Raw genomic sequence first — 12,003 nt, 5'->3', positions numbered from 1 at the left:
ACCATGTCCGTTAGCGAACGAACCTATCCGGTCACGGATGCGGTCGTGAGCGTCACGGAAGAGGGGGACGGCGCCTCGGCGTCGTCCCCCTCCCCGCGCCCACGCCGGCGAGGGTCGTGGCGCAGCCGCGCCGAGATCGGCATCCTCGTCGGCCCTGCCCTGATCGTCTTCCTGGCCTTCGTGATCTTCCCGGTCGTGATGGCCGCGTACTACGGCTTCTTCAGCTGGAGCGGCTACGGCCCCGCCACCGATTTCGTCGGCCTCAACAACTACATCGTCATCCTCAGCGACCCGGCCTTCCAGGCCGCGCTGTGGCACAACGCGATCATCGTGGTGCTCTCCCTGGTGATCCAGGGTCCGATTGCGATCGGGCTCGCGCTCCTGCTCAATCGCCGGATGCGGGGTCAGTCCCTCATCCGCGTGCTCATCTTCGTCCCGTACGTCATCGCCGAGGTCGTCGTGGGCACCGGCTGGAGCCTGATGCTCGCCACCAACGGTGCGCTCAACGACTTCCTCGAGAAGATCGGGCTCGGCGCGCTCGCCCAGGACTGGCTCTCCAACCCCGACCTGGCGATCTGGACGCTGATGGGGATCATCACCTGGAAGTACATCGGGTTCGCCGTCATCCTCTTCCTCGCGGGACTCCAGGGCATTCCCGAGGAACTCTACGAGGCAGCGGCGATCGACGGCGCCTCGTACTGGCAGATCCAGCGGCGCATCACGTTGCCCCTGCTGGGGCCGACGCTGCGCATCTGGGCGTTCCTGTCGATCATCGGATCGCTCCAGCTGTTCGACCTCGTCTACATCATCTGGGGACAGTACGTCGCGTCCACCGCCGGCACCTCGACGATGGCGACATACATGGTCGTCACCGGGCGCAACGCCGGAAGCTTCGGCTACGGCAGCGCGGTCGCCGTGGTCATCTTCCTCATTTCGCTGGCCGTCGCCCTGCTCTACCAGCGGTTCGTGCTGCGACGCGACACCGAAGGCGCCGTTACGGGAGGTAAGAACTGATGGCTACCGCAACCCTCACGGTGCCTCGCGGAAAGACCGGCAGGCGCCGACCGCACCGCACGGTAGGTCAGCGCACCGGGAACTTCTTCATCTACTTCCTCGCGTGGGCGCTGGTCGTGGTGATCCTGGTTCCCGTCGCCTACATCATCATCGGTGGTTTCCGCACCAACTCCGAGATCACGCAGGATCCGGCGGGCCTGCCTGCCACCTGGCGCGTCGAGAACTACGTCGATGTCCTCGTGAGCGAGGTGTTCTGGCGCGAGGTCCTCAACTCGTCGATCGCGGCGATCGCGACCACGCTGTTCGTCGTCACCCTCGGACTCATGGCGGCGTATGTTCTCGCCCGCTACCAGTTCCGGATGCGCGGGGTCCTCTACGCCGTCTTCGCGGCGGGACTCATGTTCCCCATGACGGTCGCGATCACCCCGCTCTACATCCTGGTGCGCAACCTCGGCCTGATGAACTCGCTTGTGGGCGTCATCATCCCGCAGGTCGCGTTCGCACTGCCGATAACGATCATCATCCTGGTGCCGTTCCTGCAGGCGCTCCCGCGCGAGATCGAAGAAGCGGCGTTCATCGACGGATGCAGCAGACTCGGCTTCTTCTGGCGCATGGTGATCCCGCTCTCGATGCCCGGAGTCATCACTGTCGGCATCCTCGCGTTCATCGCCAGCTGGAACAGCTACATGCTGCCGCTGTTCATCCTCAACAACGAGGCGAGCTTCACACTGCCGCTGGGTGTGCAGGCGTTCGCGTCGCAGTACTCGGTGGACACGGCGAAGGTGCTCGCCTTCACGTCGCTGTCGATGATCCCGGCCCTCGTGTTCTTCAGCCTCTTCGAACGCCGCATCGTCGGCGGACTCACCGGAGCTGTCAAGGGCTGACCGCACCCGGGATGCCCCCGCGGTGTCCCCCGTACCGAAGGAAACTCTGCTCGTGTTCGATGAACCGACTCCCGCCGTCAGCGATCGAGTGCGATCGCTGCACGCCGAGATGACCCTCGACGAGAAGCTCGCGCAACTCGTCGGATTCTGGGTCGACCAGGGCGACGACATCGTGGCCCCGCTCCAGGGCGAGATGGCCACGTCAACCGTCTACGCGGATGCCTCGGCCCATGGCCTCGGCCATCTCACACGCGTATACGGCACACGTCCGGTGGATCCGGTCGAGCGGGCGCAGTGGCTGTGGAGCGAGCAGAAGCGCCTTCGTGAGCGCTCGCGGCTGGGTATCCCGGCGATCGTCCACGAAGAGTGCTTGACCGGGTTGGCGGCGTGGCAGGCGGCGACGTTTCCCACGCCGCTGGCCTGGGGGGCCGCGTTCGATCCCGACCTGGTGGGCGAGATGGCGCAGCTGATCGGCCAGTCGATGCGCGAGCTCGGCATCCACCAGGGTCTGGCGCCGGTGCTCGATGTCGTGCGGGATCCGCGGTGGGGTCGCGTGGACGAGTGCATCTCGGAGGACCCGTACGTCGTCGGCGTCGTGGGCACGGCGTATGTGCGTGGCCTTCAGTCGCAGGGCGTTCACGCGACCTTGAAGCACTTCGTCGGCTACTCGGGGTCGCAAGCCGGGCGCAATCACGCCCCCGTGCACGCCGGCCCGCGAGAGATCGCGGATGTGTACCTGCCCCCCTTCGAAATGGCCGTCATCGAAGGCGGCGCCCGATCGGTGATGAACTCCTATGCCGAGATCGACGGGATTCCGGCCGCCGCGACGCCCGAGTACCTCACGGACGTGCTGCGCCGGCGGTGGGGCTTTGACGGCGTGACCGTCGCGGACTACTTCTCGGTGGCCTTCCTGCACACGATGCATCAGGTTGCCGCCGACCGCGGCCAGGCCGCGGTCCTCGCGCTGCGCGCCGGCGTGGATGTCGAGCTTCCGACCGGGGACGCGTTCACGGACCCGCTGCGGGAGGTCATCGCCGAGCACCCGGAACTCGCCGCGCTCGTTGATCGGGCCGTCCTGCGCGTCCTCTCGCAGAAGGAGGAGCTCGGTCTGCTCGATGAGACCTTCGACGCCCCGCCGACGACCGTGGATCTCGATTCCCCGGCCCACCGCGATCTGGCGCGGCGCCTCGCCGAGGAGTCCGCGGTCCTGCTGCGAAACGATGCACTGCTCCCGCTGGGTGCTGCTCCCGGGCTGCGGCTGGCCGTCAGCGGCCCCAACGCCGACAGCCATGCCGCGCTGATGGGGTGCTACTCCTTTGCGAACCACGTCCTGGCCCACCACCCCGCCACCCCCCTCGGATTCGAGGCGCCGAGCGTCCTCGACGCCATCCGCGAGCGATTCACGGATGCCGAAGTGACCTTCTCCCCCGGGTGTGCCGTGGAGGGCGAGGACCGCTCCGGTTTCGCGGCGGCGGTCGACGAGGCGGCCCAGGCCGACGTCGCCGTCGTCGTGGTCGGCGACAGCGCCGGCCTGTTCGGGCGCGGCACCGTCGGTGAGGGCAACGACGTATCGAGTCTGGACCTGCCCGGCGTCCAGCGAGAGCTCGTGGCGGCGATCGCGGCCACCGGCACTCCGGTCGTGCTCGTCGTGCTGAGCGGCAGGCCGTACGCCCTGGACTGGGCGCTGGACGGTCCCGATGCCGTCGGCGCCGTCGTTCAGTCGTTCTTCCCCGGGGAGGAAGGCGGCCGGGCACTCGCGCGCATCCTCGCGGGAGACGTCTCGCCGTCGGGCCGGCTCCCGGTGTCGCTGCCCCGTTCGGCAGGAGCTCAGCCATACAGCTATCTGCATCCGCTGCTGGGCGGACCGTCGGAGATCACGACGGCCGACAGTACGCCGCTGCGCCCGTTCGGCTTCGGCTTGAGCTACACGAGCTTCCGCTACACCGACCTGACGGTCACCGACACGGTGACCACGGACGGACATCTCGATGCGACCGTGACGGTCACCAATACGGGCTCACGCGCGGCGACCGATGTCGTGCAGCTCTACGCGCGGACGCCGTTCCGATCCACGACGCGGCCCGTTGCACAGCTGATCGGTTTCCATCGGGTGGCTCTTGAGCCCGGCCAGAGCGCGGTCGTCGCGTTCGACGTGCCGAGCGGGCGGTTCGCTGCCGCAGGAGCGGATCTGGTTCGCCGCGTCGAGCCGGGCGAGATCGAGCTGTGGGTGGGGACGGCATCCGACCGGGCGGCGTCCGGTGCGGCGACGCTGGTCGGCGATCCCCACGAAGTGGCACTCACCGACCGCCGCGTGACGTCGACCCGCTCCCTGCCGGCGCCCACCGCGCAGCACCAGCCCGCACCCGAGCTCTCCACGGCCGGCTGAGGGAGCCGGAGGATCGTGCAATCGGCGATCTGTCAACGGGGTGTCGGGAAACCGTGCGGAGAGAGAGGCTGAGCATCCGATCGCACGGAAGGAGCTCGCCATGACGAACCCCACGCACAGGACCGTGGAGTCCCGCCGCAGCACCGACGAGACGGATGCCGCGCTCGATGCGGCCGCGGCGGACACTGCGCCCAGCCGCCGGGGCTCCCGTTCTACCGCCCCCGCGACCGTACCGGCGGGCGGGCGCGGCGCCGATTCCGGCTCTGCGGACGCGGTGGAGATCGAACCGGGCGACACGGAAGAGATCCCCGACCGTTCCTGGGGCAACGACGCCCCCGGAGTCGGGACGCGTGGCCCCGGCGACTCGGGCGAGGTCGAGACCCCGTCCGAGGACTCGTACGCAGAGCGCGCCGACGATGCACCGCTGCCCGACCTGCACGACGAGCGCGAGGACTCTCGCGTTGAGCGCTCGCTTCATCGCCGGCTGCGCCGGGACGTCGGACCGGATGCCGCCGCACGCGACGCGGCCGACCCCCACACCCAGAGCCGCCCGAAGATGGCCCAGCACGTTGCGACGGTGGAACAGGAGATGTGGGGGCTTCTCGTGCAGACGCGCACGGACATGCCCCGCGCCGATCGGCGGCGGCTTCGCGAGGTGTTCCAGGAACGTCTGTGCCAGGCCGGGATCGATCTTCCCGCCGACGAGGTGGACCGGTTCCTCCGGCTGCGTCTGGCAGACAGAGACGAGCACTGACCCGGCGACCTCTTCCTCGCCGACACTCGCCCTGGCAGACTGACGACATGCTGATCGTCACCACGAACGACGTCCCCGGTCACACCATCACCGCCGTCCACGGCGAGGTCTTCGGACTCACCGTTCGTTCACGCCACATCGGCGCGAACATCGGCGCGTCCTTCAAGGCGCTAGCCGGTGGGGAGCTCAAGGGCATCACCGAGCTGCTCCACGAGACCCGCATCGAGGCCCTGTCCCGACTGTCGGCCGAAGCCGAGGCCAAGGGAGCCAACGCCGTGGTCGCCTTCCGGTTCGAGACGAACGACTACGGCGACAGCGGCGGCGTCGAGGTCTGCGCCTACGGCACGGCCGTCACGATCTCCTGAGCTCCGGCGGCAGAGCCGTCCCCGCGACGCATCCGACGTCAGGCACGCCTGTCGGCGGATGAGGTCGGGTTCAGTCGCGCCGCCGTGCGGGTTCCGGATGCCGCGCCCCGCCACACGGCGCGATCGAACTGTGGCGGCTCACCCCGAGATGAGAAGAGGGCCCGGCGCCCGCAGCCTCCGCAGAACCCGCGCCTCCACCATCGCCGGGATGAACGTGCGCAGCCTCGCGTTGGCAAGCGCCGCAACCTCTTCGGCCACCATCAACCGCACGGTGTCCTCGTCGGCCCAGGGGATGCGGCGCACGAGGCGATCGACGGCGTGAGCGAGCGCCTCATATTCGTCTCTGGGGTTGGTCGCGCTCATGCCAACAGAATGCGCGCTGATGCCGAGAATTCTCCGAAAACGCGGCACGCCGACCGGCGTGGCGATTCCGTGTCCGAACGGTCACCGTCTGCCAGGCGTGGATCGTCGCCCCGACCGGCGCCGTGACCCGTGCGGCGAGTCGATCATCGCGCACCTTCCCGATCGTGAACCGGATCAGGATGGTCAGATCGAGGATGCTCGTGAGCGCCGGAGGTCACCACCGCCGGGCTCGGCCGACTCGACTCCCGGATGACGAGCTCGGGCATGAAGCGCACTCGCCTGGGCTGCGCGGGATCATCATCCTGCTCACGCAGGAGTTCGACGGCGGCGCGTCCGATCTGCACGGCAGGCTGTCGCACGGAACTCAGCGGCACGATCGCCGTGGCCGCGAAGTCGATATCGTCATAGCCGATCAGCGCGATATCGGCGGGGACGCGAACGCCACCGCTGATCGAGAGCCCCTGAAGCATCCCGATGGCGACGAGGTCGTTCGCACAGAACACGGCATCCGGTCGCTCGATGGGATCCCGTTCGAGGATCCGCGCTGCGGCCTCGCGGCCCGCCATCACCGTGAGCTCCGTGGTCGCCATGTACTCGAGGTCGGATCCGTTCACTTCGGCGGATGCCCGCCTCGCGCCCGCGAGCCGGTCGATCACCTGAGGAAGGGTGGGCGGCCCCCCGACGAAGACCACCCGCCTGCGCCCGGTGCCGAGCAGATGGGACACCGCCAGATACCCACCGTGCACATCATCGACCGAGACCGAGCTCAGCCGGGCGTCGCCCGCATCCCGGTCGACGAGCACGATCGGCGCGCCGACGGCTTCGAGCCTGGCCAGCGCGCCCGGGTCACCGGATGCCGGTGTGACGAGCACGCCGACCACGCGCTGCTCGCGGAAGTGGTCGAGGTACGCGACCTCCCGCTCGGGGGTGTCATTGCTCGCCGCGGCGAGAACGAACAGCCCCTCCTCTGCGGCGCGCTCCTGCGCGCCCTTCGCCACGGCGGCGAAGAAGGGGTTCGCAAGGTCCAGCGCGATGAACCCGATACTGAGGCTCCGGCCGGCGCGAAGCTGGCGAGCGGCATCGTTGCGCACGTACCCGAGCTCCTCGATCGCGGCGCGCACGCGGGTCAGCGTCGCAGCGGAGACCCGATCCGGCTGATTGAGGACATTCGAGACCGTCCCGATCGAGACTCCTGCGGCGGCCGCGACATCCTTCACGCTCGCACCCACGCTCGTGGCCTCCTCCCCATTGCTGAAACGATACATCCGTCCTACTCTTGAAACGATTCATTCGCCTCGAGTTCGGAGCACCCCGCGATGACAGCGCTCGCCCCCCGCATCCTTTCGATCCTCGAGGCTCAGGCGATCGAGCTGCCCTCGTGGGCGTTCGGCAACTCCGGGACCCGCTTCCGGGTGTTCGGTACGCCCGGGACGCCGCGCGACCCGTTCGAGAAGATCGTCGACGCCGCCCAGGTGCACCGGTACACCGGCCTGGCGCCGAGCGTGGCGCTGCACATCCCCTGGGACAGGGTGGATGACTACGCCGCCCTGCGTCGGCACGCCGAGGACCTCGGCGTGCGACTGGGAACCGTCAACTCGAACACGTTCCAGGACGAGGACTACAAGTTCGGGGCGCTGACCCACCACGACCAGCGCATCCGCCAGAAGGCCATCGACCACCACCTCGAGTGCATCGACATCATGCACGAGACGGGCTCTCGCGATCTGAAGATCTGGCTGGCCGAGGGCTCGAATTACCCCGGGCAGAACGACATGCGCGCGCGGCAGGACCGCCTGCAGGATTCGCTGCAGCAGATCTACGCGCGGCTGGGCGACGAGCAGCGCCTGGTCCTGGAGTACAAGTTCTTCGAGCCGGCGTTCTACCACACCGACGTGCCCGACTGGGGCACCTCCTACGCCCAGGTCGCCGCGCTCGGCGAGAAGGCGATGGTGTGCCTCGACACCGGTCACCACGCCCCCGGCACCAACATCGAGTTCATCGTCATGCAGCTGTTGCGGCTCGGCAAGCTCGGTTCGTTCGACTTCAACTCGCGCTTCTATGCGGATGACGATCTCATCGTCGGCGCGGCCGACCCGTTCCAGCTGTTCCGCATCCTGTTCGAGGTCATCCGCGGCGGCGGGCTGAACAACCCGGACGTCGCGTTCATGCTCGACCAGTGCCACAACATCGAGGACAAGATCCCCGGCCAGATCCGGTCGGTACTCAACGTCCAGGAGATGACGGCGCGCGCCCTGCTCGTCGACCGCGAGGCGCTCGCGGCCGCGCAGGAGGCCAACGACGTGCTCGCCGCCAACGCCGTGTTCATGGACGCCTTCTACACCGACGTGCGCCCGGCGCTCGCGCAGTGGCGCGAGTCGCGGGGACTTCCCGCCGACCCGATGGCCGCGTACGCGGCATCCGGCTACCAGGCCCGCATCGCCGCCGACCGCGTCGGCGGCACCCAGGCCGGCTGGGGCGCCTGACCACCGACCGACGCCCGCCCGCCCCGGCTCCCCCGTTCGCTTGCCGCAACACGCCGCAACCGACCCCCAGCCAGCGACATCTGCGGCAAACGAAGCACCCACGACCGAACCCCGCGCCTCTGACGAAAGACACACCAATGACCAATCCGACCGTTGCCGACCTCCTCGCGCGCAGCAACCGCCTCGGCGCCGACCCCACAGTGACCAACTACGCGGGCGGGAACACGTCGGCCAAGGGCACGGATGCCGATCCGGTCACCGGCGAGCCCGTCGAGCTGCTGTGGGTCAAGGGGTCCGGGGGCGACCTCGGCACCCTCACCGAGAACGGCCTCGCGGTCCTGCGCCTCGACCGGCTGCGCGCGCTCGTGGACGTCTACCCGGGAGTCGAGCGCGAGGACGAGATGGTCGCCGCGTTCGACTTTTGCCTGCACGGCAAGGGGGGAGCTGCCCCGTCGATCGACACCGCGATGCACGCGCTCGTGGATGCCGCGCACGTCGACCACCTGCATCCGGATGCCGGCATCGCGATCGCCACGGCCGCCGACGGCGAGCGCCTCACCCGGGAGATCTTCGGTGAGAAGGTCGTGTGGGTGCCGTGGCGCCGGCCGGGGTTCCAGCTGGGCCTGGACATCGCCGCCATCAAGGCGCAGAACCCGGCGGCCATCGGCTGCATCCTCGGCGGCCACGGCATCACGGCGTGGGGCGATACCTCGGCCGAGGCCGAAGCCAACTCCACATGGATCATCGAAACGGCGACCGACTACATCGACAAGAACGGGAAATCCGACCCGTTCGGTGGGGTTCGCGACGGCTTCGAGGCGCTCCCCGACACCGAGCGCCGGGCACGCGCCGCCGCGCTCGCGCCCACGATCCGCGGGCTCGCCTCGACCGACAAGCCGATGGTCGGCCACTACACCGACACGGATGCCGTGCTCGAGTTCCTCGCCTCCGAGAAGGCTCCGGCCCTCGCGGCGCTCGGTACGAGCTGCCCCGACCACTTCCTGCGCACGAAGGTCAAGCCGATGCTGCTCGACCTTCCGGCCACAGCATCCGTCGACGAGCAACTCGCGCGCCTGAAGGAACTGCACGCCGCCTACCGCGCCGACTACCAGGCCTACTACGACGCTCACGCCGACGAGAACAGTCCCGCCATCCGCGGCGCGGACCCCCTCATCGTGCTCGTTCCGGGTGTCGGGATGTTCAGCTTCGGCGCGAACACGCAGACCGCACGGGTCGCCGGCGAGTTCTACGTCAACGCGATCAACGTCATGCGCGGTGCCGAGTCCGTCTCCACGTACACCCCGATCTCGGATGCCGAGAAGTTCCGCATCGAGTACTGGGCGCTCGAAGAGGCCAAGCTGAGGCGGATGCCGAAGCCGAAGTCCCATCAGGGCCGCATCGCGTTCGTGACCGGCGCGGCATCCGGCATCGGCAAGGCGATCGCGACCCGCCTGGCCGCCGAGGGCGCCTGCGTCGTCGTCGCCGACCTGGATCTCGAGAAGGCGCAGGCCGTCGCTGCCGAGCTCGGCGGCACGGATGTCGCCATCGGCGTGGCCGTGAACGTCGCCGATGAGGCAGCAGTGCAGGCCGCGATCGATGCGACCGTGCTCGCGTTCGGCGGCATCGACCTCGTCGTCAACAACGCGGGACTGTCGCTGTCCAAGCCCCTGCTCGAGACCACCGAGAAGGACTGGGACCTGCAGCACGACGTCATGGCCAAGGGCTCGTTCTTCGTCTCGAAGGCGGCCGCGGCGGCGATGATCGCACAGGGCATGGGCGGCGACGTCGTCTACATCTCGTCGAAGAACTCCGTGTTCGCCGGCCCCAACAACATCGCCTACTCGGCGACGAAGGCAGACCAGGCCCACCAGGTGCGGCTGCTGGCTGTCGAGCTCGGCGAGTTCGGCATCCGGGTCAACGGCATCAACCCCGACGGCGTCGTGCGCGGCTCGGGCATCTTCGCGTCGGGCTGGGGCGCGAACCGCGCCGCGACCTACGGCGTCAAGGAGGAGGACCTCGGGCAGTTCTACGCGAACCGCACGATCCTGAGGCGCGAGGTGGTCCCCGAGAACGTCGCCGACGCCGTGTTCGTGTTGACGGGCCCCGAGCTGTCGCGCACGACGGGCCTGCACATCCCCGTGGACTCCGGGGTGGCTGCGGCGTTCCTGCGATGAGCGTCGACCCCGGCGCCGCGGGCGCCGTTTCGACTCGTCGCTTCGCTCCTCGCTCAACGAGCGAAGGCCCGATGGTCGTTGAGCGAGCTGAGGGCCCCGGATCGTTGAGCGAGCGAAGCGAGACGAAACGGAATGCCGATGAGTGAGACAGGTAGCGTCGCGGCGATCGATCTGGGGGCGACGAGCGGTCGGGTCATGATCGGCCGGATCGGTCCCGACACGCTCGCGCTCGAGCCGGTCGCGCGCTTCCCGAACGGCCCCGTCCCCCTCGCCTCGGGCTTGCACTGGGATCTCACGGGCCTGTACCGCCATGCGCTCGAGGGCCTGCGGAAGGCCGCGCACCGGGAGCCGGCGCTCGCGAGCATCGGGATCGACTCGTGGGCCGTCGACTATGTCCTGCTGCGCGGCGACCGGATGCTGAGCGAGCCGTTCCACTACCGCGACGAGCGCACCGTGGCGGGTGTCGAGGCTGTGCACGCGCGGCATACGTTCGCGGACCTCTACCGGCGCAACGGGCTGCAGTTCCTGCCGTTCACGACCCTGTATCAGCTCGCCGCCGAGCAGGCATCCGGGATGCTGGACCTGGCCGACGCCGCGCTGCTCATCCCCGACGCGCTCGCATTCGAGCTCACGGGCCGCCGCGTCGCGGAGCACACGAACGCCTCGACGACGGGCCTCGTGCGCATCGACGACGGGCAGTGGGATCGCGCCCTGTGCGACGATCTCGGCATCCCGTCCGCGATCCTTTCGCCCCTGATCGACCCCGGTGAGCGCATCGGGCCGCTGCGCCCGATGCTGACGGAGGACCTCGGCGTCACGGCCGAGGTCGTCGCGGTCGGCTCCCACGACACCGCGTCAGCCGTCGTCGCGGTCCCCATGAGCGATCCGGACACGTCGGCGTACATCTCGTGCGGCACGTGGGGCCTCGTCGGTCTGGAGCTCGAGAGCCCGGTCGTGACGGATGCCGCGCGCGAGGCGAACTTCACGAACGAGCGCGGCGTCGACGGACGCATCAGGTTCCTCCACAACGTCATGGGGCTGTGGCTGCTGAGCGAATCCGTGCGGCAGTGGGAGAAGGAGACCGGCGAGGCGATCGACCTCGCGACACTTCTCGGCGACGCAGCGGAGGTCTCGGAGCCCGCCCAGGTCTTCGACGCGAACGATCCCCGGTTCCTCGCTCCCGGTGACCTGCCGGCGCGGATCGCGCAGTGGTACCGGGAGCGCGCGCTGCCGGTACCGACCACGCGCGCCGCGTTCACGCGAGCCATCGTCGAGAGTCTCGCGCACGCCTTCGCGGATGCCGTCCACACGGCATCCGCGCTCACGGGCCGCCGGATCCTGACCCTTCACCTCGTCGGCGGCGGCTCCCTCAACCGCCTGCTGTGCCAGCGGACCGCCGACCGTGCCGCCATCCCGGTGCTGGCCGGTCCCGTGGAGGCGACGGCGCTCGGGAACGTGCTCGTCCAGGCCCGGGCCGTCGGGCTGGTCTCGGGAGAGCTCGAAGATCTGCGCTACCGTGTGGTCAGGTCACATCCGCCGCGGCGCTACGACCCGGTTCCGACCCGCCGGACCCCATGACC

The 12,003-nt window shown here is 69.1% G+C and carries 10 protein-coding genes; 8 read left to right on the top strand and 2 right to left on the bottom strand.

Annotated features, from left to right (window positions below; genetic code table 11):
• Window positions 1-3 precede the first annotated feature (3 nt).
• From AC3ENO_RS13845 to AC3ENO_RS13825, 5 genes are all read left to right on the top strand, one after another.
• Window positions 4-1,014, top strand: a complete 1,011-nt coding sequence (locus AC3ENO_RS13845) for a carbohydrate ABC transporter permease (RefSeq protein ID WP_363497488.1) — start codon at window positions 4-6, stop codon at window positions 1,012-1,014.
• Complete coding sequence (locus AC3ENO_RS13840; protein ID WP_434971183.1) at window positions 1,014-1,898, top strand: carbohydrate ABC transporter permease; 885 nt, start codon at window positions 1,014-1,016, stop codon at window positions 1,896-1,898. Before AC3ENO_RS13845 ends, AC3ENO_RS13840 begins: the two co-directional genes overlap by 1 nt.
• Before the next feature lie 109 nt (window positions 1,899-2,007).
• Window positions 2,008-4,284 (top strand): beta-xylosidase/alpha-l-arabinosidase, encoded by a 2,277-nt coding sequence (locus tag AC3ENO_RS13835; RefSeq protein WP_434971212.1) that lies wholly within the window; start codon window positions 2,008-2,010, stop codon window positions 4,282-4,284.
• A 100-nt stretch (window positions 4,285-4,384) separates the two neighbouring features.
• Window positions 4,385-5,038, top strand: coding sequence for a hypothetical protein (locus AC3ENO_RS13830; RefSeq protein ID WP_434971182.1), 654 nt, complete (start codon window positions 4,385-4,387; stop codon window positions 5,036-5,038).
• A gap of 47 nt (window positions 5,039-5,085) precedes the next feature.
• The gene (locus AC3ENO_RS13825; RefSeq protein WP_292709477.1) at window positions 5,086-5,403 is read left to right on the top strand and encodes a YbjQ family protein; all 318 of its coding nucleotides are present in this window, start codon (window positions 5,086-5,088) and stop codon (window positions 5,401-5,403) included.
• Between the two features lie 138 nt (window positions 5,404-5,541).
• On the opposite strand, the gene AC3ENO_RS13820 is transcribed toward AC3ENO_RS13825, so the two are convergent.
• On the bottom strand, window positions 5,542-5,766 hold the full coding sequence (locus tag AC3ENO_RS13820) for a three-helix bundle dimerization domain-containing protein (RefSeq protein ID WP_434971181.1): 225 nt from the start codon (window positions 5,764-5,766) through the stop codon (window positions 5,542-5,544).
• 143 nt (window positions 5,767-5,909) lie between these two features.
• Window positions 5,910-7,031, bottom strand: coding sequence for a LacI family DNA-binding transcriptional regulator (locus AC3ENO_RS13815; protein ID WP_434971180.1), 1,122 nt, complete (start codon window positions 7,029-7,031; stop codon window positions 5,910-5,912).
• A gap of 51 nt (window positions 7,032-7,082) precedes the next feature.
• Here AC3ENO_RS13815 and rhaI point away from each other — a divergent pair, with 51 nt between their 5' ends.
• From rhaI to AC3ENO_RS13800, 3 genes are all read left to right on the top strand, one after another.
• The gene (gene rhaI / locus AC3ENO_RS13810; protein WP_434971179.1) at window positions 7,083-8,249 is read left to right on the top strand and encodes an L-rhamnose isomerase; all 1,167 of its coding nucleotides are present in this window, start codon (window positions 7,083-7,085) and stop codon (window positions 8,247-8,249) included.
• Between the two features lie 137 nt (window positions 8,250-8,386).
• Window positions 8,387-10,423, top strand: coding sequence for a bifunctional aldolase/short-chain dehydrogenase (locus AC3ENO_RS13805; protein WP_434971178.1), 2,037 nt, complete (start codon window positions 8,387-8,389; stop codon window positions 10,421-10,423).
• A gap of 138 nt (window positions 10,424-10,561) precedes the next feature.
• Window positions 10,562-12,001: a rhamnulokinase gene (locus AC3ENO_RS13800; RefSeq protein ID WP_434971177.1), complete on the top strand. Its 1,440-nt coding sequence runs from the start codon at window positions 10,562-10,564 to the stop codon at window positions 11,999-12,001.
• Window positions 12,002-12,003 lie beyond the last annotated feature (2 nt).

The sequence above is a fragment of the Microbacterium sp. bgisy207 genome (assembly GCF_057706855.1).
The sequence above is the reverse complement of the archived record's forward strand: the minus strand, read 5'-3'. Positions and strand labels throughout refer to the sequence as shown.

Coding starts and splice junctions, on each gene's coding strand:
- AC3ENO_RS13815 (WP_434971180.1), bottom strand. CDS start 7,031: ATGTATCGTTTCAGCAATGGGGAGGAGGCCACGAGCGTGGGTGCGAGC.
- AC3ENO_RS13835 (WP_434971212.1), top strand. CDS start 2,008: ATGACCCTCGACGAGAAGCTCGCGCAACTCGTCGGATTCTGGGTCGAC.
- AC3ENO_RS13800 (WP_434971177.1), top strand. CDS start 10,562: ATGAGTGAGACAGGTAGCGTCGCGGCGATCGATCTGGGGGCGACGAGC.
- AC3ENO_RS13840 (WP_434971183.1), top strand. CDS start 1,014: ATGGCTACCGCAACCCTCACGGTGCCTCGCGGAAAGACCGGCAGGCGC.
- AC3ENO_RS13825 (WP_292709477.1), top strand. CDS start 5,086: ATGCTGATCGTCACCACGAACGACGTCCCCGGTCACACCATCACCGCC.
- AC3ENO_RS13820 (WP_434971181.1), bottom strand. CDS start 5,766: ATGAGCGCGACCAACCCCAGAGACGAATATGAGGCGCTCGCTCACGCC.
- AC3ENO_RS13845 (WP_363497488.1), top strand. CDS start 4: ATGTCCGTTAGCGAACGAACCTATCCGGTCACGGATGCGGTCGTGAGC.
- AC3ENO_RS13830 (WP_434971182.1), top strand. CDS start 4,385: ATGACGAACCCCACGCACAGGACCGTGGAGTCCCGCCGCAGCACCGAC.
- rhaI (WP_434971179.1), top strand. CDS start 7,083: ATGACAGCGCTCGCCCCCCGCATCCTTTCGATCCTCGAGGCTCAGGCG.
- AC3ENO_RS13805 (WP_434971178.1), top strand. CDS start 8,387: ATGACCAATCCGACCGTTGCCGACCTCCTCGCGCGCAGCAACCGCCTC.